Source organism: Chryseobacterium cheonjiense, assembly GCF_012927265.1.
Classification (GTDB): domain Bacteria; phylum Bacteroidota; class Bacteroidia; order Flavobacteriales; family Weeksellaceae; genus Chryseobacterium; species Chryseobacterium cheonjiense.
The window spans coordinates 1-22,506 of the sequence record NZ_JABBGF010000001.1 but is presented as its reverse complement, the minus strand read 5'-3'; the positions used below and the strand labels follow the sequence as shown (position 1 = coordinate 22,506).

18 protein-coding genes and 1 rRNA gene are annotated in these 22,506 nt (G+C 38.5%); 6 read left to right on the top strand and 13 right to left on the bottom strand.

Annotation, left to right across the window (positions count from 1 at the left end):
- Positions 1 to 22: 22 nt before the first annotated feature.
- Positions 23 to 469: a PH domain-containing protein gene (locus HHL20_RS00095; RefSeq protein ID WP_169229191.1), complete on the top strand. Its 447-nt coding sequence runs from the start codon at positions 23 to 25 to the stop codon at positions 467 to 469.
- A 39-nt stretch (positions 470 to 508) separates the two neighbouring features.
- Here HHL20_RS00095 and HHL20_RS00090 read toward each other — a convergent pair whose 3' ends face one another.
- From HHL20_RS00090 to HHL20_RS00080, 3 genes are all read right to left on the bottom strand, one after another.
- Entirely contained in the window at positions 509 to 1,528 is a 1,020-nt protein-coding gene (locus tag HHL20_RS00090; RefSeq protein ID WP_169229190.1) for an LLM class flavin-dependent oxidoreductase, read from the bottom strand.
- A gap of 79 nt (positions 1,529 to 1,607) precedes the next feature.
- The gene (locus HHL20_RS00085; protein WP_169229189.1) at positions 1,608 to 2,684 is read right to left on the bottom strand and encodes an acyltransferase family protein; all 1,077 of its coding nucleotides are present in this window, start codon (positions 2,682 to 2,684) and stop codon (positions 1,608 to 1,610) included.
- 14 nt (positions 2,685 to 2,698) lie between these two features.
- On the bottom strand, positions 2,699 to 4,840 hold the full coding sequence (locus HHL20_RS00080; RefSeq protein ID WP_169229188.1) for a S9 family peptidase: 2,142 nt from the start codon (positions 4,838 to 4,840) through the stop codon (positions 2,699 to 2,701).
- 235 nt (positions 4,841 to 5,075) lie between these two features.
- On the opposite strand from HHL20_RS00080, the gene HHL20_RS00075 reads away from it, so the two are divergent.
- A complete protein-coding gene (locus tag HHL20_RS00075; protein WP_169229187.1) occupies positions 5,076 to 5,588 on the top strand; it encodes a YceI family protein in 513 nt (170 codons plus the stop codon).
- A 199-nt stretch (positions 5,589 to 5,787) separates the two neighbouring features.
- Positions 5,788 to 6,615: a 4,5-DOPA-extradiol-dioxygenase gene (gene ygiD, locus HHL20_RS00070; RefSeq protein WP_169229186.1), complete on the top strand. Its 828-nt coding sequence runs from the start codon at positions 5,788 to 5,790 to the stop codon at positions 6,613 to 6,615.
- Positions 6,616 to 6,677: 62 nt separating this feature from the next.
- Here ygiD and HHL20_RS00065 read toward each other — a convergent pair whose 3' ends face one another.
- The 4 genes from HHL20_RS00065 to hutH form a co-directional block, all read right to left on the bottom strand.
- On the bottom strand, positions 6,678 to 6,950 hold the full coding sequence (locus HHL20_RS00065) for a hypothetical protein (RefSeq protein ID WP_169229185.1): 273 nt from the start codon (positions 6,948 to 6,950) through the stop codon (positions 6,678 to 6,680).
- 300 nt (positions 6,951 to 7,250) lie between these two features.
- On the bottom strand, positions 7,251 to 8,747 hold the full coding sequence (locus HHL20_RS00060; protein WP_169229184.1) for a S8 family peptidase: 1,497 nt from the start codon (positions 8,745 to 8,747) through the stop codon (positions 7,251 to 7,253).
- A gap of 114 nt (positions 8,748 to 8,861) precedes the next feature.
- Positions 8,862 to 9,308: a GNAT family N-acetyltransferase gene (locus tag HHL20_RS00055; protein WP_169229183.1), complete on the bottom strand. Its 447-nt coding sequence runs from the start codon at positions 9,306 to 9,308 to the stop codon at positions 8,862 to 8,864.
- Between the two features lie 80 nt (positions 9,309 to 9,388).
- Positions 9,389 to 10,876, bottom strand: coding sequence for a histidine ammonia-lyase (gene hutH / locus HHL20_RS00050; RefSeq protein WP_169229182.1), 1,488 nt, complete (start codon positions 10,874 to 10,876; stop codon positions 9,389 to 9,391).
- 133 nt (positions 10,877 to 11,009) lie between these two features.
- Here hutH and HHL20_RS00045 point away from each other — a divergent pair, with 133 nt between their 5' ends.
- The gene (locus tag HHL20_RS00045; protein ID WP_169229181.1) at positions 11,010 to 11,771 is read left to right on the top strand and encodes a hypothetical protein; all 762 of its coding nucleotides are present in this window, start codon (positions 11,010 to 11,012) and stop codon (positions 11,769 to 11,771) included.
- A gap of 396 nt (positions 11,772 to 12,167) precedes the next feature.
- A complete protein-coding gene (uvrC, locus tag HHL20_RS00040; protein ID WP_169229180.1) occupies positions 12,168 to 13,961 on the top strand; it encodes an excinuclease ABC subunit UvrC in 1,794 nt (597 codons plus the stop codon).
- Positions 13,962 to 14,005: 44 nt separating this feature from the next.
- Here uvrC and HHL20_RS00035 read toward each other — a convergent pair whose 3' ends face one another.
- From HHL20_RS00035 to HHL20_RS00025, 3 genes are read right to left on the bottom strand one after another with little or no spacing between them, the layout of a single operon-like run.
- Positions 14,006 to 14,755, bottom strand: a complete 750-nt coding sequence (locus tag HHL20_RS00035; RefSeq protein WP_169229179.1) for a hypothetical protein — start codon at positions 14,753 to 14,755, stop codon at positions 14,006 to 14,008.
- 10 nt (positions 14,756 to 14,765) lie between these two features.
- Positions 14,766 to 15,848, bottom strand: a complete 1,083-nt coding sequence (locus tag HHL20_RS00030; protein WP_169229178.1) for a putative type IX sorting system protein PorV2 — start codon at positions 15,846 to 15,848, stop codon at positions 14,766 to 14,768.
- Positions 15,849 to 15,859: 11 nt separating this feature from the next.
- Positions 15,860 to 16,738, bottom strand: coding sequence for a DMT family transporter (locus tag HHL20_RS00025; RefSeq protein WP_169229177.1), 879 nt, complete (start codon positions 16,736 to 16,738; stop codon positions 15,860 to 15,862).
- 474 nt (positions 16,739 to 17,212) lie between these two features.
- On the opposite strand from HHL20_RS00025, the gene HHL20_RS00020 reads away from it, so the two are divergent.
- Complete coding sequence (locus tag HHL20_RS00020) at positions 17,213 to 18,841, top strand: acyl-CoA carboxylase subunit beta (RefSeq protein ID WP_169229176.1); 1,629 nt, start codon at positions 17,213 to 17,215, stop codon at positions 18,839 to 18,841.
- Positions 18,842 to 19,118: 277 nt separating this feature from the next.
- On the opposite strand, the gene HHL20_RS00015 is transcribed toward HHL20_RS00020, so the two are convergent.
- The 3 genes from HHL20_RS00015 to rrf form a co-directional block, all read right to left on the bottom strand.
- Complete coding sequence (locus HHL20_RS00015; protein WP_169229175.1) at positions 19,119 to 20,558, bottom strand: AAA family ATPase; 1,440 nt, start codon at positions 20,556 to 20,558, stop codon at positions 19,119 to 19,121.
- 41 nt (positions 20,559 to 20,599) lie between these two features.
- Positions 20,600 to 21,721: a vWA domain-containing protein gene (locus HHL20_RS00010; protein WP_169229174.1), complete on the bottom strand. Its 1,122-nt coding sequence runs from the start codon at positions 21,719 to 21,721 to the stop codon at positions 20,600 to 20,602.
- A 484-nt stretch (positions 21,722 to 22,205) separates the two neighbouring features.
- Positions 22,206 to 22,313 (bottom strand): 5S ribosomal RNA (gene rrf / locus HHL20_RS00005).
- Between the last annotated feature and the right edge of the window lie 193 nt (positions 22,314 to 22,506).

Below are 22,506 nucleotides of genomic sequence, written 5' to 3'. Positions count from 1 at the left end.
ATTAATTATTTTTAAATATAACATGCAAAATACACCTCTTATTTTAAAACCCGGAAAAGTAAAAAGCAGCATTTTATTGGTCATCAGCATAGGATTTGTTGCTTTAGGAATTTCTCTCCTAGACACAAATATGCTTATCGCGATCCTGAATATTGTATTTTTCGGAATTTGTTTTATTGTTTTTCTTCTTAATCTTATTCCCGGTTCCTCTTATCTTAAGATTGATGAAAAAGGAATTGAGATGAAAAATCTTTTCAGAATAACCTTTATTCCGTGGCAGGCGGTACATTCTTTCCGTACAAAATGGGTGGCTTTTAATAAGCTCGTGATTTTTGATCTTAATAAAAATCTTGCGGGAGAAAAATTAAAGCGCCGGCAGGGAGGTTTTCCCGACACCTACGGAATGTCTGCAGACAAGCTTGCCGAACTTCTGAATGAATATAAAGCGAAGTTTGATTCTACCATTTAAAATTAAAATTCCGCTGAAGTAACTTCAGCGGAATTCTTATTATCTTACCTGCGGACCAACTTTTTCACCAAATAACTCGATTGATTTTCTCATGATATCATTTTCCGGAGCTCCGACGTCCATGTGTCCGATGAATCTCGTAATCCCGAAAATCTCTTTCATATAGGCAATTTTGTCGGCTACTTGATTAGCATTTCCAATGAATAAAGCACCGTCATTGCTTCTTCCGCCCTCATATTGCATTTTGGTGTAAGGCGCCCAGCCTCTTGACGAACCGATCCTGTCCATCTGTGATTTATAATTATGAAAATATCCGTCTATGATTTCCTGGTCTTCACTTACAAAAGTATGCGAGTGAATGGCAATCTGCATTTCAGATTCCGGATGGCCGGCTTTCAGATATTCCTGCTTATAAAAGTCGATCAGATTTTTAAACTGTATCGGCATTCCGCCAATGATCGCAACAACTAGCGGCATTCCCAATTTTGCAGCACTCAAAACAGACTGTGGTGTGCCGCCAACGGCTCTCCAGATTGGAATCCTTCCTTCATTTTTGGCTCTTGGATAAACAGTCTGGTTCTGCATGGGTGCACGAAGTTTTCCAGACCAGGAAACGTTTTCTTCAGAATTGATCTTTAAAAGCAGTTCCAGTTTTTCATCAAAAAGTTCTTCGTAATCATTTAAAGAATATCCGTAGAGCGGAAAAGATTCAATGAAACTTCCACGGCCTACGAAAATTTCTGCACGCCCGTCTGAAATTAAATCAATTGTTGCAAAATCTTCATAAACTTTCACAGGTTCGGATGAGCTGAGAACCGTTACCCCACTTGCAAGCTTTATATTTTTGGTAACACTTGCTGCCGCAGCCAACACAATTTCCGGCGATGAAACTGCATAGTCAGGGCGGTGATGTTCGCCCATAGCAAAAACATCAATTCCCACTTCGTCCATCAGTTTTACCTGATCAATGATTTCACGGATTTTAATTCCTGCATCTTTATATTTTCCGGTTGACTGATCTACTGCCAGATCGCCAAACATTCCGATACCTAATTCCATATTGTTGATTTTATGATACAAAGATACTTCAGGCAAAAATCAGGCACATTGATCTTTGATAAGAAACAGGTTGCAGAATCTACAGTTTGCTTTTAAGTTTAAGAAACTGCTTTTCAAAAAGATGATAGGATAAAAAAGAAAAAATTACCGTAGCCATGAAGGATAACAAAACAATGACAAACCAGCTCCATTCAAAATAATTACCCATTTTCACAAACAGCATAATGAAAACAGGATGGAGTAAATACAGCCCATAGGTGTATTTTCCGAGTTTTGCAGGAATAGTTTTATCGGATATCTTAAAAACATTCTTCGTTCCCAGCGTAGATAAGATCAATCCAGAAAACAAAATACTCAGCAGCAATGAGATTACTTTAGGATCAGATATTATCCCGGTATTTGCCAGAAGGATAATTATTGCCAGAACGGACAACGCATACAAATATTTGTAAACTGCAGGAATCAATTCCAGCTTTTTAATAATATCTTTTCTGAAAACAAAAATATAAGCCGGAATTCCGCCAAACGCAAAGTAATGAATATTGGTAAAAAGATCCAGCGTAATGATCCCGTAATGTTGATACACTGTCTGCATCACGAATGAAAAAACAATACATCCCAAAAGCAGTTTCGGAATATTTTTTAAGGAAGTCCAATAAAAAGCCAGCCCCCAGAAGATATAAAAATGTTCTTCAATACAGAGCGACCAGATAACGTTTAACGGAGAAACATTGGGAAATGTGCCCGTCCACATCTGCATATAATTTTCCAGGAAAGTACAGGTTAAAAACCAATTGGGTTCATATCCTTCATTAGAATAGGAAATATGAAAAAAATCAAGAATAAAAGGCGTAAACATGGCAAATAAAACCATGGCATAATATAACGGCCAGATTCTTAATATTCTTCTTATGAAAAACTTTTTCAGGTCAATTTTCCCATGAGTATTTACTTTCTCAACCATCAGAATATAGGTAATCAGGAAACCGCTGAGTACAAAGAAAAAGGAAACGCCAATCCCGCCTTCTTTAGCAAAGTAATGAAGAAAATTATCTTTTGGAACCGGTGAATGATGGAGGAAAACCAACAAAAAAGACAGAAACCTCAACGAATCAAACGTATGAAAGTGTACTCTGTCTTTTTGTATAAAATTCATTATGCCGGAATAGATTATTTTTTCAGATATAAATCAAAATAATCTGTTACTTTCTGCATAAGGTGTACTCTGTCTTTTCCGATTACATTATGCGGATGTCCCGGATATACAAAATAATCTACCTGTACCCCGTTGTCTACAGCAGATTTGATAAATTTAACCGAATGCTGCCACACCACCACATCATCCTGTGCTCCGTGAATCATTAACAGCTTTCCTTTAAGATTCTGTACTTTATCCAGGAGACTGGCTTTTGCATAACCCTGCGGATTTTCCTGGGGCGTATCCATATATCTTTCTCCGTACATGATCTCGTACATACTCCAGTCGATTACCGGGCCGCCTGCAACGCCCACTTTGAAAACTTCAGGATGACGAAGCATAAAGCTGGTTGTCATAAATCCTCCGAAGCTCCATCCATGAATCCCCATTCTTTCAGAATCTACATAAGGCAATGATTTCAGGTAATCTACCCCTTTCATCTGGTCATTCATCTCGGTAGTACCCAGATTTCTGAAAACAGCCTGCTCAAATTTCAATCCTCTGTTTGCAGAACCTCTTCCGTCCATCGTGAAGATGATATATCCGTTCTGCGCCATATATTCGTACCAAAGATTCCCGGATGCCGGAAATGAATTGGTAATTAACTGTAAATGCGGGCCATTGTATAAATACACAATCACCGGGTATTTCTTAGATGCATCAAAATTAGTTGGAAGGATAATCTTTCCGTACAGCGGAGTACCATCGTCAGCTTTTAATACGACATCTTTTATTTCGGGACGCTGGTAATTTTTCAGCGGATTTTCAGCAGTCAAAATTGTATTTGATTTAAGACTGTTTGTATTGATTATACTTGCTACTCTCGGAGTGGTTGCATTGCTGTAGATATCATACAAATGGTTCCCGTCACTGCTTAAAATCCCGGTGTGGATACCATCTGCATTATCCAACCGCTGCATTTTGAAATTAGTCCAGTTGATTCTGTACAAATGCTTCTCCAAAGGAGTTTCTTTGGTGGAAGCAAAATAAATCTCTTTTTTCTTTTCGTTAAAACCTAAAATATCGGTAACCAGCCAATCTCCTTTGGTGATCTGAGCAATAAGACCTTTTTCCAAACTATAATGAAACAAATGGTTATATCCTGTTCTCTGACTCTGCCAGATGAAATCAGTATTGGAATTCGGGAAGAAGGTAAGCGGGTGCTGCGGTTCTACATATTTATCACTGGTTTCTTCAAATAATGTTTTCACAAAATTTCCTGTTGCCGCATCGTACTGATTCATTGTAAGGTGATTCTGTCCCCTGTTCAGCACGCCTACAAAAATATATTTAGAATCCGGGCTCCATGTTACCGCCGTTAAATACTGATCTTTTTCACCTTCAATCTTTAAAAATGTGGTTGACTGATTCTTGATATTAAACACACCTAACGTTACCTGATGGGAAGTCTGTCCTGCCATTGGGTATTTGATATTGTGGTTCACAGCAGGTGTTACGGACCAGTCGATGATCGGGTAATCTGCTACCATGGTCTGATCCATTCTGTAGAAAGCTACACTTTCGGAATTTGGTGCCGGGAAAATCCCTGTATCAATACCGAATTCATTGCGGTGAACATTGGATGCTCCGTTCAGGATATTTTCATCCGTATCATTTGTTACGGCAATGGTTTTACCATTCTTATTGACAAATAAATTATTCTTTACGGTAAATGCAAAAGTCTGGCTGTCGCCGAAAAGTTTCAGATCTGAAGCATTTTCGTCAATAGTGATTTGATCTTTTATTTTCCAGTCGTTACCGGATTTTTCAATCCAGGTCATCTTTCCGGCGGAATTGAAATATCCTCGGGAATTACTGATGAATTTGATTTGCGGAACCGCTTTTAATGTATTGTCTGCAAGGTTTCTTTTTAACTGTGTTAAAGATACCAGCGTGTCCTGCTTATTGGTTTTCAGATCTGTGACAAGATAGCCGCCTTTCACGGCCTGAATATATGATTTTCCGTCTCCGGACCATGAAAACTGGGAAATATTTTTCACTGCAAGATTAGTTCTCAACCCATTAACAGCTTCTGCCATCGTAAATTTCTGAGTCTGGGCAAATGCAGAACTTCCCAGAAGCACTATCAGTAAAGAAAATTTATATAATTTCATTTGATAAAAATTGAATCCTCCAAAAATAAGAAATAAATATGACCCGTTAAGAAAATGTTAAAACAAAACGCTGACAATGGAAATTGAGGCATTATCCTTACCTTTTTGTTATTGAACGGAAAATTAAAATGATACAGTTTTAAGCCAAAAAATCATTTCTTATCCTACGTCAATGAAACGAACCTGTATTCCGACATACATTTGCATCATTAATAACAATCAAAATTACAAAACAATGGCAACAAAATGGACATTAGACCCAGCACATAGTGAACTTACTTTTAAAGTAAAACACATGATGATCTCTAACATCAAAGGAAACTTTACCGATTTTACAGCAGAAATCGATGCTGATGACGATAGTTTTTCCAACGCTAAAACAACGGCTACCATTCAGACAGCTTCTATCTCTACACACAATACAGACAGAGATAACCACTTAAGATCTGCTGAGTTCTTTAACGCTGAAGCTAATCCTACGATTACTTTTGAATCTTCAGCCCTGAACAACGAAGTAACAGGAAATCTTACCATCAACGGAATTACAAAACCTGTAACATTAGACGTTGATTTTAACGGAATCAATGTAGATCCATGGGGAAATACAAAAGCTGGTTTTTCTTTTGAAGGGAAAATTAACAGAAAGGATTTCGGACTGAACTGGAATGCAGCTCTTGAAGCAGGAGGTGTTATGGTAAGCGAAGAAGTAAAAATCGCCGGTGAATTACAGTTTGTAAAACAGGCATAATTCATTAACGGAGTCCGGGGAGTCCTGAAGGGACGACCTATAACAGAATCGGATGCTAATCCGATTTATTAAAAAAAACAAATGAGTCCGCAAGGACGAACTATCCGACAACAGGATGCCAATCCTGTTTTTATTTAAATAACATAAAAGGTTCAGGGAGCAAAAGCCTTGAACCTTTTTAATGAATATGAGATAAAAAATGAACCTCAACGATCTTCAAAACATAAGTGGTCTTTTCAGCAATACGGCAAAAATGCCGGTGCTGTTTCTGGGACACGGATCTCCTATGAATGCTATCGAAGAAAACCAGTTTGTGCAGGGATTCCGCAAGGCCGCTTCTGAGATTCCGAAACCGAATGCCATTTTATGTATTTCGGCACATTGGTTTACAGACGGAACTAAGGTGACCGCTATGTCGATGCCGAGAACCATTCATGATTTCGGAGGTTTTCCACAGGCGCTGTTTGATGTACAATATCCTGCTCCGGGATCTCCGGAACTGGCTAAAGAGACCGCTGAATTATTAGAGCCTGTTTTTGTAGAAGAAGACCACAGCTGGGGATTGGATCATGGTGCATGGTCTGTTATTAAGCACATGTATCCTGAAGCAGATATTCCGGTAATTCAGATGAGCATTGATTATTCAAAGCCTCCGCAATATCATTTTGATTTAGCCCAAAAACTGAACAAACTTCGCGAAAAAGGAATCCTGATCATCGGAAGCGGAAATATTATTCACAATTTAAGGCTAATTGACTGGAGAAATATCAATACTGTAGGAGCCGGATGGGACTGGGCTGTTGAAGCCCGTGAAAAAACCAACAATTGGCTATTGGATGGAAATTTTGATCCTATCATTGATTATCACAAACAAGGAATCTCATTGCAATATGCTGTTCCAACTCCTGACCATTATCTTCCCCTAATTTATACACTGGGACTGAAAACTTCTTCAGATGAGCTGTCTTTGTTCAATGATGAACTGATTGGAGGTTCCCTTAGTATGACGAGTGTAAGAATTGGCTGATATTTAAACAATAAAAAATCGAGGAATAAAATTCCCCGACCTTAGAATATGCATAAAGCTTTTTAGATTCTTGTGATACCAACAACGTGTGGCTGACCGTTAATCGGCTGATAGATTTCCACAATTGCCTGCCACATAACATCTGCAGGTGGCATTGAAGCGTCGCACTTGAAACGGTAATTGGTGCCATTTACCACTTGTGTTGATACTTCGTAAGGTGAATATTTTACCCCCACAAATCCTCTCATCGCTTCGTCAAATACTTTTTGATCTTCCGGAGTAAGAGGGTGAAATGCTGTCCAGCCTCCTACTAATGTTTCTTGTTGTTCTGTCATGATTAATATTTTTGTTTTCCTACTCTTATGGCCTTTCGGATACGCCCCGTTTGAATGGTTTCTGGCTCCATAGTTTTAGTTTTTAAACCTCCTCCCAAATACATAAATAATGGTAAAATTATCAATTGTAAAAGTCGAAATGTTTTGTTGTGATCACATGACAAAGCTACTTCAGAAAACAGATAAATGATAGAGTAGATATACTCAATTTTAGATTACGTAAAAGTACCTAGTTAATTATAATAATTAAAAAGACAGCAATAATTATCGCTGTCTCTGTATTAATTTATCAATGGAGAATTACTGTACTGCCTGGAGAACATTAATATTACCGTATCCGTAATCAGAATTCGGAGTAGGATAATAAGTAGCCGACTGCCGCATTTTGTTCAGCACCTGATCTCTCGTCCATGAAGGATTTTTAGACCATACCAAAGCGGCAATTCCTGCGGTGGAAGCTGTTGCTACAGAAGATCCGCCCACGTAATCCGTTTGTCCGTTATAATAACTCAATACGGGGACACTATTTCCAGAAGCTCTTTCCATCTGATACGTAAAATCAATCTCGGCACCGGAGTGACACACATCACATCTCTGATTGGATGTATTTTCTTTTACTCCTGTTATAGCCTGCGTCTCAGGCATCCAAGCCGGAAAAATCACTCCTACGAAATTGGTAAAGCTTGTTGAAGTTCCGCCTGCACAGAAAATCAATTTTCCTTTTGAATACGCATATTTCACTCCATCCTCAATTTTTCCTACGGAGAAAATATGACCCATCGACATAGATATAATTTTTACATTGGCATTGTTCCCTAATTCCGTGAAGGCAATTTTAACCCCGTTCTGTTCGTGATAGCCATCCAACACAACATTGGATGCCGCTCTATACGTAACCAAATTGGCATTATAGGCAACTCCTACCGGCTGCCCCATATTATTTCGTGGTGCTGCCATTGCAGAAGCCATGCTAGTTCCGTGTCCGCATTGATCTGCCGAACCATCATACCCTGTACTCCACGGCCATATGGAATCTACATAGACCCCGTTTTTACTGATGCTTCTGCCCGAAGACAATCCGTTGTTGAAACCGGAGCCTAAGAGAGACTGCTCTGAAGAAACGCCGCTGTCGATCACGCCGATGGTAATTCCGGCACCGGTGCTGTAACTCCAGGCATTGATAATGTTATGTTTCAAAAAAGACCATGGCGCTTTGGCATTGGGTGTAACGGTTGTATAATCTGGCGCGCTCAATGCTGTAGATTCAAATCCGCATCCTGATGAGGAGCTGCTGGATTTTGCAGTACCATTCAGTTTTCTTTCATTTTCAAAATAGCGGTAATCTGCAGGTTCCACATAACGGATATTCTTCATTTTACGTAAAGCAATCACCGTTTCCTGCTTTTCGATGGCAACGTCCATCTGGTTGAGATATGGGTCGGAAGACAATACGATCCTGTCTTTTTTCCCTTCATACTGCTCAATTGTTTTTAAAATTTCTGACTCAATAGATTTGCTGTCTGGTGTCTGGCTTCTGTCGAAAGAAGATCCGAAGCCTATCGAAGCAATTTTATTTCCCTGAAAAATAGCACTCCATACAAAATGATCGGATGATCCCTTCCACGAGAATCTTCCTTTTGTTTTAATGGTTTCATTAATTTTCTCATTGATCTGTTTTGCAGAAAGTGGGTCTTTCTGGGTGATTTCCATATCTGCAGATAAATTCTGCAGATCATCTCTGTTACATGCCGTAAAAACAAAAAACAGCATGAGTAAGTAGAATACATGTTTCTTCATATAAAATAATATTTGATTGGTAAACCAAGATATCACTTTACATTGAATTACAGAATATTAAAGTCTAAATTCTGGTGAATTTTTATTATGCTGAAAATAATATTCACTGAAAATTTATAGAATTTTCTCATAGCAGACGCTCTTCTCAATGCCTATATACTGCCCATAATTAGGGATTCTTATATAGCCACTTTTTTCATACACTGAGAGTGCTTCATTCTGTTCCAATGAAGATTCCAGAACCGCTTTTTTGTAATTTAACTCCTTTGCCCATTTTTCAAGCTCTTTTACAATAGCTGTTGCCAGACCTCTTTTCCTGAAATCAGGATGCGTGTACATTCTTTTAATTTCTACCGTATCGTCTTCAAACTTTTTAAAAGCGCCACATGCCGCAGGAATTTCATCGATGTAAACAACAATACAGTTTTTAATCATATCGATTTTATTAAACTGGCTATAAAATGCCTGGTCTTCACCATTACGAACTGCCAGATCAGCATCTAAAAGCTGTACCAAATCCCGAAAATCTCTGCCGGAAGAATCTGTTCTCTGAATTTTCATAACTAAATTTTTATTGAATTAAAAAAACCAAAAGCTCCGGACGAAGGAGCTTTTGGATAAATTATTATAAATGCTTTATGTTAATTTACTACGAATTTCCTTTCATTTATCAATTCTGCGATCGCCAGCATATCTTCTCCAATTAAACGGTCATCCTCAAGCTTTGTAACTTTTGATCGTAAAATTGCAACATTTTCTTCAATGATTTTTGAACATTTTGACGGTCTTCTGAATTCTAAGCCTTGTGCGGCAAACATCAATTCTACCGCTAAAATATTCACCAGATTTCCAAGAACCTGATTGAATTTTCTTCCTGAAATACTTCCCATCGAAACATGATCTTCCTGTCCGAGACTTGTCGGGATAGAATCCGCAGAAGCCGGGAAGCACAATGTTTTATTCTCCGTAACCAATGCTGCTGAGGTATACTGTGGAATCATAAATCCGGAATTCAGTCCTGAGCTTTCCGTTAATAATCTTGGTAAACCGTATTTTCCTTCTAACAATAAGTAGCTTCTCCTATCAGAAATATTTCCTAATTCAGCCGCCGCCAAAGTAGCGTAATCCAGCGGTAAAGCCATCAGCTGACCGTGGAAATTCCCTCCGGAGATGGATTCTTCGGCACTTAAAACAATCGGGTTGTCCGTTACGGAATTCAATTCCGTCTCCGCCATCATTTTCAGGTGCTCAAAAGCGTTTCTGCTTGCCCCGTGAACCTGTGGAACGCATCGCATGGAATACGGATCCTGAACACGCTCGCAATCTTCATGAGCCTGCAGGTTTTCCGAGCCTTTTAAAAATTTCAGCATTCTTGCGGCCACTTTTTTACTGCCTTCAAAAGGTCTGATCTCATGAAGTTCTTTCTTGAAGGGACTTGCAGAACCCCTATACGCTTCAAGGCTCATGGCTGCCGTCATATCCGCAAGATCCAGTAAATATTCAAATTTTTCCAGCCCTTTAATCGCATGGGCTAAAATAAATTGGGTTCCGTTAATCAATCCCAATCCTTCTTTTGGGCCCAGTGATAATGGCAAAAGATCGTTTTCTTCTAAAATTTCTGCAGTAGGAAATATATCGTTTCCAACCCATACTTTTCCTAATCCTAAAAGCGGCAATACCAAATGAGCGAGCGGGGCAAGGTCACCGGAAGCTCCGACAGAACCCTGTTCCGGAACAACTGGGATGATATCTTTTTCCAGCATCAGGATCATTCTTTCAATCACATCGAGAGAAACTCCCGAAAATCCTTTAGACAAAGCATGAACTTTGGCAATCATCATGATTTTTGAAAGTTCTTTATCAATAGGCTTTCCTACACCTACCGCATGGGAAATGATAAGATTATATTGTAAAAGTGCGGTTTCATCCGCTGAAATTTTCGTATCGCAAAGAGGTCCGAAACCCGTGTTGATCCCATAAACACAACGGTCTGACTCTACAATTTTCTGAACGTTCTTTTGTGATTTTAAAATTTGTTCTTTTGCTGCTTTATTAAGTTTAGCTTTATTGGGAGTTTTGCAGATCTCCAGAACATCATGGAAACTCAAAACATCTACGCCGTATATCATTCTCTAAATTTTGTCTTAAAATTACGCATTTAGCCATAATTGGGAAAACTAATTTTCTGCGATAAAAATTTTCTGAAAACAAGCAGATTAATTTCCTATTTTTACCGCCGAAATAAAAAAAATTAATATCCTTATGAAACTTAAAACATTACTGTTTGCGTTGGTTCTTTTCAGTACCGCATCTTTCGCTCAGAAAGTAAAATACTCGAAAGAAGAAATTAAAAAGATGGAACAATACCTTTTCAATGAAGGGTTCAATATGCCGTCACCAAAGAAAACTTCAACTGTTATTTTAAAAGACGGAAGCGTACACAAAGGTTTCTGCAGTAAAACGGATTCCAAAAAAGGACAGATCTTTGAAGTTTCCCTGAAAGACAGCATCACGAAAAAGACAGAGACTTTTGATGCCGATCATATCGCGGAAATGTACATTTACCCAAGCAATGCTGAGAAAATTGCAAAGGTGGCCAAATACATGGGAAACATTAGAAATTACAGCACCCGAAAACTTACCAAAACTACCAATAACGACAGAATATATTTTATCAATCAGACGGTTTCTTTAAAAAATAAAAAAGACGATAAAGAATTCCTGATGCAGGTAATCAATCCCGGATTTGATGATATTATTTCGGTTTACCATGATCCCAGAGCGAAAGAAACCGGAGGAGTTTCTTTCGGATACGGACCTCAGATGGGAGGCGGTGTTATTAAGTCTTATTATGTAAAAAAAGGCGATAAAGTGATGTGGCTTCATAAAGATGACTTTGAAGACAACTACGATTTTCTTTTCGGAGATAATGCGGAATTCATGAAAAAATATCCTAAAAATTCTGTAGAATGGGATTACTTCAGCTTTTTGGTGAATGAGTATACGTCAATGAGCAACGGATAATCTTACATCTATATTAAAGTATGCTGCCTTTATCAGAGGCAGCATTTTTTATGTGTTCTAAAAGCCGCGCAGGTTTCTTATAAAACCTAAGCACCTTTCACCTGAAACCTAAGCACCTTTTATCAAAAACCTGAGCAGGTTTTGACCGAAATATCATCACGTTTCCACACAATCACAATTAATACTGAAAATCAACACATTATACAACTAATATTTTAAGTATAATCGTTAACATGGCTTTATAAATAAATAACATGTAACCTGATCCTATTACACAGCTGTTTAAACAAAATAAACACAACCCTGTTACAATTTAATAGATATAGTAAATGAACATGGAAAACCCAGGTAGCTATTCGGCTTTTTTTTTGCCTTTAAATTCCTTAAATTTGTTATATGAATCCTTCCTTAGAATTACAGCTGAAAACTTTACCATCTGAACCCGGCGTTTATCGTTATTATGATAAAAACGATCAGCTGCTGTATGTGGGTAAGGCCAAAAATCTGAAGAAAAGAGTACTCTCCTATTTCAATAAGACCCTTTCCGGCTACCGTACAAGAATAATGGTCGGGAAGATAAACCGCCTGGAAACTACGATCGTTAATAGTGAATACGATGCGCTTTTATTAGAAAATAATCTCATCAAAGAACATCAGCCGTTTTATAATGTCATGCTGAAGGATGACAAGACCTATCCGTGGATCTGTATTAAAAATGAAGATTTTCCGAGAATATTTTTAACGAGAACCAAGATCAAAGACGGATCTGAATATTACGGACCTTATGCGAAAGTGCGTCCTGCAAAGATCTTACTGGATACCATCAAACATATCTATAAACTGAGAACCTGTAATCTTAATCTGGCTCCTGCGAAGATTGAGGAAGGTAAATACAAAGTATGTCTGGAATATCATATTAAAAACTGTGAAGGACCGTGTGAAGGACTGGAAAGCAAGGAAGATTATGATGAAAAGATCGATGCCATACGCGGGATTATCAAGGGAGATTTCCGCAAAGCAAAGGAATATCTGATGAATCAGATGATGAAATATGCCACAAATCTTCAGTTTGAAAGCGCACAGATCGTAAAGGAAAGACTGGATGCCCTTGAAGATTACCAGGCTAAAAATACAGTCGTCAATCCAAGCATTGATGATGTAGATGTTTTTGGAATGACCAGCGATGAGACTGCCGCTTATGTGAACTTTTTTAAGATCAGGAACGGGAATATCATTCAGAGTTTTACGACCGAAATCAAAAAAATCCTTGAGGAAACAGATGAAGAGATTATGGAAGAGGCTTTAATTGAGATCCGTCAAAAATTTGATTCAAATTCCAAGGAGGTTTTGCTGCCTTTTCACCTGGCTATTGAGATCCCGAATGTAAAACTGATTGTTCCTAAAGTAGGGGACAAAAAGCGTATTGTAGAGCTTTCAGAAAAAAATGCCAAAGAATACCGTCTGGAAAAGCTGAAGCAGGTACAGATTGTAGACCCGGAACGACATACCAACCGCATTATGGCAGAAATGCAGAAACTGCTCAGAATGCCTGTAGAACCGCGCCATATCGAGGGATTTGACAACTCGAATATCCAGGGAACGAATCCTGTTTCGGCTTGTGTTGTTTTCAAAGACGGAAAGCCCAGCAAGGCTGACTACAGAATTTTTCATCCTAGAACCGTAGAAGGTCCGAACGATTTTGCGACGATGGAAGAAGTCATTTACAGGCGTTATAAAAGAATGCTGGATGAAGGAGAAGACCTACCGCAGCTGATCCTGATCGACGGAGGTAAAGGCCAGCTTTCTTCAGCGGTGAAAAGCTTACGTCTGTTGGGATTATACGGTAAAATTACCATCATCGGCATTGCAAAAAGGCTGGAAGAGCTTTTCTTTCCGGAAGATTCTATCCCGTTATACCTTGATAAAAAATCCGAGACGCTTAAAATTTTACAGAGAGTACGGGACGAAGCGCACCGGTTTGGTGTAAAGCACCACAGAACCAGAAGAAAAAATTCTACGATAAAATCTGAGCTGGAAGAAATTCCCGGTGTGGGCGGAAAAACAATTGAATTACTTTTATCCCGGTTAAAATCCGTAAAAAGAATTAAAGAATCAAGCCTGGAAACCCTGGAAGAAATTCTTGGGAAAAGTAAAGCCAAAATTGTATACGAATTTTTTAATAATGAATAAAACAAAAAAGGTTGGAAAATTTCCAACCTTTTCACTATCTCAAATTATTTCTTTATAAATATCTCTTTTTCATACTCACCATTTGCTTTAGGCAATTCAATGACAATATTTCCGTTTTCATAATATCCTAGAGTCGCCTCTCCGTTCTGCAGTTTCACTCTGAAAACGTCTGCTTTTGTTGTTGTTTTAAACGTCGCATACGGCGAAGAACTGTTTGAGTTTACCAAAATAAACTGATGATTATCCAACTGCACTTTCATTAGATCAACTTTTCCATTACTGAATTTTATGGCATTATTGTCTTGTGTCATCGAGCTTGTAGTATCTCTTTGTTTTGTCTCTGTAACAGAAGATGTAGTGGTGACTGCTGTCGGTGTATGAACGATTGGGCTGGAAGGAGAAAGTGATATAAAAGTCTGTTGAAGGGCATCCTGAAAACCTTCCTTAAATTCTTTAATACTGGAAGCACCTTTCGCAGAAGACAATATTTTGTCATTACAGTCCTTAAATTGAAGCAATACTTTATTTCTGAGAAGACCGCTGTCGTTTACCACATCCGCCATTAATACACTGCATGGGTTGGCCTGTGCTTCAGCCGGCCACTGCAATTTGTCTGACGGTATAACGGTATAATTTTTACTTTTTAAGGTTTTGGCAAGCATATCAGCCAGACCATAATCCTGTTTAAAGCTTTCAAACTTTGACGGAATTGAAACATATTGATAATCGGAAACTTTTTGTCCAAATACAAATGTTGAGCATGCTGTCAGTATAACGAGTGAGAGTTTTTTCATTTTAAATAAATTAATCATTTCTGAATTGTCCCATATCCAGTTTCAGAGAAAAGAAGTTAGAATAAAAATTAGATCCTCCTATTCCGGAATTGGTAATGGCATAATCTAACGTAAGACCTCTGTATCTGATCCCGATTCCCGCGCTCGGCTGGAAGGAAACTTTTCTTCGAAGATCTTCAATATCTGTAATCGACTGGAATCTGTTGACCCCAAGTCTCACAAAAATCATTTTCTGATACCCAAGTTCGGCTCCCGCATAAGGAGTGATACTTGCAATATCCGAGGAAATAAGGGCTGCTGTTTTAGCAAAATCGATATTCAAACCCGCTTCTGGCAAAACATATACACTGCTGTTAATATCAAATATTTTACTGGCACCGATGTTCAGTTTTGGCATGGTAAGCTCCATTTTATCTTTAGGGGCAGGGTTAAATTCTTCTCCGTTGACCACTGTGGAAAGCTCTTTCTGATTAACACTCCAGAAGTTTACTGTAGTAGTGGCGTCTCTCAGCATACCTCCCAGCTTCCAGCCGTTGTCCATTTTATAAATGGCACCGACATCGAAACCAAAGCCGTATCCGTTGGCAAACTTTCCTACATTTCTGTAGACAATTTTCGCATTAATCCCGACATCCAGCTTCGTATTGCCTCCCGGATTGAAAGCATATGAAAGTATAGCCGCATAATCCGATTGTGAGAATTTTGTAATTTTATCGTAATCAATATTTCCCTCGGTATCGATAAGCTGTGTGGTATTGAGGATATTATCAACCCCAAGTCTTACGACAGATACCCCGAAAACACCGGTTTCAAGAACTTTGGCGTAAGCAAGATAGTCGTATTTGGCAATTGATTCAAAATATTCGGCGTGCATTGCTGCTCCCTGCCAGTCTTTTTCGATCGCCATGAGTCCTGCCGGGTTCCACATCGGCGAATAAACATCATCCTGGTTGGAAACTACTGCCCCGCCCATCGCCAGACCTCTGGCTCCGGCTCCGATATTTAAGAATTCGTTAGAATACTTTCTGATGATCTGCGATTGCGAAATCCCGAACATCAGGAAAAATACAGGTAAAAGATATTTTTTCATCATATAGTTGATGCTTAATTTATAGTTTTTTGTTTTTTAGCTTTTATTAATCCGTTGACAATGATTGCCAGTATCATAACTCCTGAAGCCACGTAAAAAACAGGACTCATATGTTCTGATTCTCCAAAGATAAAAAAAGCTAGTATAATTCCGTAAACCGGTTCTAAATTAACTGTTAAAATTAGTGTAAAAGGCGAAATATATTTCATCAGATTCACCGATTCCAGCATCGGAAAAGCTGTGAAAACACCTGCCAACAAGCATATTAACGCAATATCACGGTAACTTATTTCATTCATATGAAAAATTTGCCCCGTAAATAAATAAATCAGCATTAAAATGCCCCATCCACAGAAGATTTCATAAAAAATAATATTTCCTGAGCTCGTCTTGCCAAACATCTTACCATTGAACACTGAAAATATAGTCCCGAAAATTGCACACAGCACTCCATAGAAAATTCCTTCTTTGAATCTGAATTCGGTTTTGAAGATTAATAAAATACATGCAACAATAACGATTCCCATGATGACTTCAGAAACATCAATTTTTCTTTTAAAAATAATGGGCTCTAAAATGGAAGCGAATAAGGTAGAAAGGGAAAGACAGCTCAGCGCAATAGAAACGTTTGAGATTTTAATGGAATAAAAAAAACAGTACCAGTGAAAAGCCATAGAGAAGCCTATGGCAGCCAGCTGAAAAAAAATTTTCTTTGAGACTTTAATACTTTCTTTCCGGAATACCCTGATGTAAATAAAAAGGCATACAGCGGCAAAAAGCATCCGATAAAAAACCAGAATCTCTGCATTGGCATGAATCAATTTTCCCAAAATTGCCGTAAACCCCCATAAAAACACTATCAAATGCAATCTGAAAAGAGCCAATTTATGCATATCCTACTTCTTTTTATTTTTTTTGCAAATTTACAAATCGGTTTTACAATGCAGTTATTTATTGGCAACAAAATCAGCTTATTTCTAACTTTTATTTTACTGTGTTAAATTTTTATATGAAAGATAAAAACAAGATGCAGAATGTAAGCCTGTCAGTAAAATATTGATTTTACTGTAGAATGTATTGTCTGAGTTTAGGCAAAATATAAGAAAACAAAAACCCTGAAAATTTATTCAACTTTCAGGGCCTTCAAATAATAAACTATTAAAAAAATAAACTAGGAACTTAGAGAAAAGTGTAAGATTTCACTCTTACTTTCTCTATGGTAAAGTTAGCAAATAACGAACCATAAAAAATATATTTTTTGTTAAATATTTCATAAAATTCTGAAAACCAATTTCTTAAACAAATGTTTAGAGCAATTTTCATTCCATTTAAAAAATAGTATCTTTAAAACGAAAAAATTGTGATTTATGGACATTGAATTCAACAAAAGAGAAGATCAAAACAGATTAAAATTATCAGAAATAAATCGTTTACTCAGTGAAATTAAAAAGGGAGGCGGAGAAAAAAGGCTGCAAAAGCTTCGTGATGAAGGAAAAATGACAGCAAGAGAACGGGTTGAATATCTTCTTGATAAAGATTCTGATTCCATAGAGATCGGTGCATTTGCCGGTTATGAAATGTATGAGGAGCACGGCGGCTGCCCAAGCGGTGGTGTAGTGGTGGTAATGGGGTATGTATCGGGAAGACAATGTATCATTGTTGCCAACGATGCTTCTGTAAAAGCGGGGGCCTGGTTTCCGATAACGGGTAAGAAAAACCTGAGAGCCCAGGAAATCGCCATGGAAAACAGACTGCCAATTATTTACCTTGTAGATTCAGCGGGTGTTTATCTTCCGATGCAGGACGAAATTTTCCCTGACAAGGAAATGTTCGGAAGAATTTTCAGAAATAATGCGAAGATGAGTGCTGCCGGGATCATCCAGATTTCTGCTGTGATGGGCAGCTGTGTTGCGGGTGGAGCTTACCTGCCGATCATGAGTGATGAGGCAATGATTGTTGATAAAACAGGTTCTATCTTCCTGGCTGGAAGTTATCTGGTGAAGGCTGCTATTGGTGAAAGTATTGACAATGAAACATTGGGAGGTGCAACAACGCACTGTTCGATCTCCGGAGTGACCGATTATAAAGCGAAGGATGATAAAGATGCTCTGAATAGAATCAAAAATATTATGAAGTCTTTGGGAAGCACTGAGAAAGCCGGTTTCGACAGGATAGAAAGTGCACAACCGAAAGAAAAACCTGAAAATATTTTCGGAATTATGCCGGCTTCAAGGGCAGAGCAGTATGATACGTATGAGATCATGAAATGCCTGGTCGACAATTCGGAATATGAAGAATATAAACCTGATTACGGTAAAAGCATCATTTGTGCGACGGCAAGAGTCGACGGCTGGTCGGTAGGAATTGTTGCCAACCAGAGAAAGCTTGTAAAAAGTGGAAAGGGCGAAATGCAATTCGGCGGTGTAATTTATTCTGATTCTGCAGATAAGGCTACAAGGTTTATTGCGAATTGTAATCAGAGAAAGATTCCTTTGGTGTTTTTACAGGATGTAACGGGTTTTATGGTCGGTTCTAAATCTGAGCACGGAGGAATTATTAAAGATGGTGCCAAAATGGTAAATGCGGTTTCTAATTCTGTAGTTCCTAAATTTACCGTGATTACAGGAAATTCTTATGGTGCCGGAAATTACGCAATGTGCGGAAAAGCTTATGATCCAAGGCTTATTGTAGCCTGGCCATGGGCAGATCTTGCGGTAATGGGCGGCGCACAGGCGGCAAAAGTTCTGGCGCAGATCCAGGAATCTACGCTTAAGAAGCAGGGAAAAGAAATAACAGAGAAAAAGCATAATGAAATTCTGGAAAGCATTTCAAAGAAATATCAGAAGCAAACGGAAGCAACGTACGCAGCGGCAAGGCTTTGGACAGATGCCATTATCAATCCGGTAGATACAAGAAAATGGATTTCTATGGGAATTGAAGCGGCTAATCATTCTCCGATTACTGAGAAGTTCAATCTGGGTGTAATACAGGTTTAATGATTGATGATTGATTATAAATAAAAAAGATGCGGAAGGTTTCCGCATCTTTTTTTGGATATTATTTCGTTTGTGCCATATTGATTTAGTGCCATCAGCCTAGCCCTGATTGCAGCAATTGTCTGAGCTCATTTTTTTAGTTTTGGCTGCGGCGGCTTCGCCGCCGCAGCCAAAACTAAAAAAATAGCGAGTGCGGAAAGCAGGAAAAAGCTTCAAATAAAAATAAATAATAACTTTTCGACATAGTCAAATTGCTCCCGGAAAATTAATTCATTTATCAGGAAAAGAACACTCCGCTACGAAATCTTTCCTTGTTTAGTTTTTTATTGGCCGATAATCCCCAAAGAATGAACTCTTTCATAAACAAAAGATCTTCCTTCTTCGTATCCGGTTGGTATTTCTCTATAATTCTGTCGAGTGCATTAATTCGATTAAGTGCTTTAGCGTACGATTCATCCGATGATTCGTCGGTAATTTCTATGAAACCGTCATCTTCCAGGAACCAGTCGGTAATCTGTTGGAAAGGTCCTGCTGCATCTTTCTTTTCCAGCTTTTCCACTTTCGGAAAGTAAGAGGTAAACAATGTTTTAATGGCGTTGTCGATGAGGATCTGTGCCACTGCTTCTGCACCTTCCTGCTCACCTTCATAAACCAGTTCCACTTTTCCGGTAATGGCCGGAATTACTCCCATAAAATCGCTCAATCTTACAGATGTTTTTTCGTCTCCGGTTAGAAGGGACCTTCTTTCTGCGGTACTCAAAAGGTTTTCGAATGCCGTGATGCTCATTCTTGCACTCACTCCGCTTTTGTAGTCTACAAATTCACTGTCGCGTGCTTCAAATCCGATCTGTTCTAAAAGATCTTTTGCCAGTTCGGGAACATAGACTCCCTTTTGCTGTCGGCTGTCTAAGCTGGATTCATATTTTGTAATTTCCTTCGCCACATGAATGTTTTCCGGATAGTGAGTAAGGATTTGAGAGCCAATTCTATCTTTCAGCGGCGTCACGATACTTCCTCTGTTGGTATAATCTTCCGGATTGGCCGTGAAGATAAATTGTATATCCAACGGCATTCTTACTTTAAAGCCACGAATCTGCACATCACCTTCCTGAAGAATATTAAACAAAGACACCTGAATTCTGGCCTGAAGATCCGGCAATTCATTAATGACAAAAATACTTCTGTTGGCACGAGGAATCATCCCGAAGTGGATAACCCTGTCATCCGCATAAGAAAGCTTTAGATTGGCAGCCTTTATAGGATCGACATCTCCAATGAGATCGGCAACCGTTACATCCGGAGTCGCCAGTTTTTCAAAAAACCTTTCATCACGATGCAGCCAGTCTATCGGTGCATTGTCTCCTTCAGCCTCGATAAGCTCTTTTGCATAACGCGAGATCGGGCTTAAAGGATCATCATTAATCTCACTTCCGCTTACAAAAGGAATCCATTCGTCCAGCAATGTTGTCATCATTCTGGCCAATCTTGTTTTTGCCTGCCCGCGCAGTCCAAGCAAATTGATATTATGGCGGCTGAGAATAGCGTGCTCCAACTGAGGAATTACACTATTTTCATACCCGAAAATTCCCTCAAACACATTCTCCTTATTTCGGATTTTAATGATTAAATTATCTCTTAATTCGTCTTTTATGCTTTTAATGGTATATCCTGATTCTTTTAATGAACCTAATGTTTTTATATCTGGCTTTGCAGTCATTGTATGTATATTTATAGTAATGTTTTTAAACATTATTTTATTTAACGTATTCTTTTTTTACGGTTGGCCTCATAATCTTCAAAGATCATCTGCCCCAGACCATTAAGTCCGGTATAAAAGGCTTTCCCCTGGTTGGCTTCTGTAAATTCTCTGACAAACTGCTGAAGATAAGAATCCTGAGCGATCATAAAAGTAGTAACAGGAATATGAAGCCGGCGTGCCTGAGCCGCCATATTATAACATTTCTGAACAACATATTCATCCAAACCATAGGAATTCATATAGTAAGTACCGTCAGGTTCTCTTACGCAGCTTGGCTTGCCATCGGTAATCATAAAGATCTGCTTATTCGTATTTCGTTTACGACGTAATATATCCATCGCCAGCTGAAGCCCGGCAACCGTGTTGGTATGATAAGGACCTACCTGAAGATAAGGCAGTTCCTGAATTTTTACCGGCCATGCATCATCACCAAAAACAATAATATCTAATGTATCTTTAGGATATCTTGTTGTTATTAATTCAGCAAGAGCCATAGCCACTTTCTTTGCAGGAGTGATTCTATCTTCACCATATAAGATCATGCTGTGACTGATATCAATCATCAGAACAGTACTCATTTGCGATTGATGAACACTGTCTTCAACTACCAGATCACTTTCAGTAAGGTGAAAATCACCGATTCCATTATTGATCTGGGCATTTTTAATACTTTCTGTAATTGAGATCTTCTCTACCGGATCTCCAAAATTATAATTCCGAAATTCCCCTGTAGTATCTTCTCCAGCACCGCTTTTACTGGTTTTATGATTTCCGGTTCCACTTTTCTGAAGATTTCCAAATATTTGGTTAAGTGCCTGTTTGCGAATATTCTGTTCCATTTTAGCACTAAGACGTATCCCATTTCCATTTCCATTGGGATCAATTTCCTCGCGGATATATCCTTTTTTCTTAAGGTCTTCTATAAAATCATCAATGGTATAGTCCGGTGTTGTCAGCTCATACTCTTCATCAAGCATACGCAGCCAGTCGATCGCTTCATCAAAATCTCCTGAAGTATGGGTCAGCAGATCGGTGAAAATCTCCAGCAATCTGTCGAATACAGACATTTCCGGCGGTTGGTAATTACCAAATCTGAAACCTCTTACAATATGCTCTTTCATATCAATAAAGTTACAATATAATCTGCGCTTTCGTAAAAGATTTCGTCTATTTTAATTTTTACTAATTAGAATAACATATTATTATTTTCAGAAGCTTTCTCTCGCTATCCACTTTTACTCCTCGTTCCGGTACGTGCCTTACTAAGTCCACACATTCCCATCCTTACTGCGGGGTAACCGTTACTATCGAGGCTAGGGCAGTTGTCGTCACGAGAGCCGGTAGTCCTATCTTACATAAGTAATCGGTAATGAGTAATGAGTAATGGGTAATGGGTAATGCGTAATGTGTAATAAAGTATGGGTATAATCCAGGATATTCTATTTAAATAAACTCTGAGCTTTGAATTTTGAACTTTGAACTTTGAACCTTAAACTCTGAACCTTAAACTTTGAATTTTAAACTTTGAATTTTGAATCTTGAATCTTAAGTGGATATAAACAAAAAAAGTCTCATAGAAATTAATCTATGAGACTTTTAAATAAAAACTGGCGGCGACCTACTCTCCCGCGTTAGCAGTACCATCGGCGCTGGTGGGCTTAACTTCTGTGTTCGGAATGGGAACAGGTGAGCCCCACCGCTAAAACCACCCTAAAGGCTGTATATAGGTTTAAGGTTTTTTCAGTTTAATGTTCAAAGTTTTAACCTTGAATCTTAAACATTGAACCTTGAACCGTTTTTATCGGTAAATTTCATCACAAAGGCAAAACCTTGGTTGCACTTATAAGGCTTTATTGAGAACCAATAGGCAATAAATCTACGGGTAATTAGTACTACTCGGCTATGC

Bases quoted from the DNA above. Each gene is read 5' to 3' on its own strand.
- HHL20_RS00080 (WP_169229188.1), bottom strand. From the start codon at position 4,840: ATGAAATTATATAAATTTTCTTTACTGATAGTGCTTCTGGGAAGTTCT.
- ygiD (WP_169229186.1), top strand. From the start codon at position 5,788: ATGAACCTCAACGATCTTCAAAACATAAGTGGTCTTTTCAGCAATACG.
- uvrC (WP_169229180.1), top strand. From the start codon at position 12,168: ATGAATCCTTCCTTAGAATTACAGCTGAAAACTTTACCATCTGAACCC.
- HHL20_RS00010 (WP_169229174.1), bottom strand. From the start codon at position 21,721: ATGAAAGAGCATATTGTAAGAGGTTTCAGATTTGGTAATTACCAACCG.
- HHL20_RS00055 (WP_169229183.1), bottom strand. From the start codon at position 9,308: ATGAAAATTCAGAGAACAGATTCTTCCGGCAGAGATTTTCGGGATTTG.
- HHL20_RS00090 (WP_169229190.1), bottom strand. From the start codon at position 1,528: ATGGAATTAGGTATCGGAATGTTTGGCGATCTGGCAGTAGATCAGTCA.
- HHL20_RS00095 (WP_169229191.1), top strand. From the start codon at position 23: ATGCAAAATACACCTCTTATTTTAAAACCCGGAAAAGTAAAAAGCAGC.
- HHL20_RS00030 (WP_169229178.1), bottom strand. From the start codon at position 15,848: ATGATGAAAAAATATCTTTTACCTGTATTTTTCCTGATGTTCGGGATT.
- HHL20_RS00060 (WP_169229184.1), bottom strand. From the start codon at position 8,747: ATGAAGAAACATGTATTCTACTTACTCATGCTGTTTTTTGTTTTTACG.
- HHL20_RS00065 (WP_169229185.1), bottom strand. From the start codon at position 6,950: ATGACAGAACAACAAGAAACATTAGTAGGAGGCTGGACAGCATTTCAC.
- hutH (WP_169229182.1), bottom strand. From the start codon at position 10,876: ATGATATACGGCGTAGATGTTTTGAGTTTCCATGATGTTCTGGAGATC.
- HHL20_RS00015 (WP_169229175.1), bottom strand. From the start codon at position 20,558: ATGACTGCAAAGCCAGATATAAAAACATTAGGTTCATTAAAAGAATCA.
- HHL20_RS00025 (WP_169229177.1), bottom strand. From the start codon at position 16,738: ATGCATAAATTGGCTCTTTTCAGATTGCATTTGATAGTGTTTTTATGG.
- HHL20_RS00045 (WP_169229181.1), top strand. From the start codon at position 11,010: ATGAAACTTAAAACATTACTGTTTGCGTTGGTTCTTTTCAGTACCGCA.
- HHL20_RS00020 (WP_169229176.1), top strand. From the start codon at position 17,213: ATGGACATTGAATTCAACAAAAGAGAAGATCAAAACAGATTAAAATTA.
- HHL20_RS00085 (WP_169229189.1), bottom strand. From the start codon at position 2,684: ATGAATTTTATACAAAAAGACAGAGTACACTTTCATACGTTTGATTCG.
- HHL20_RS00075 (WP_169229187.1), top strand. From the start codon at position 5,076: ATGGCAACAAAATGGACATTAGACCCAGCACATAGTGAACTTACTTTT.
- HHL20_RS00035 (WP_169229179.1), bottom strand. From the start codon at position 14,755: ATGAAAAAACTCTCACTCGTTATACTGACAGCATGCTCAACATTTGTA.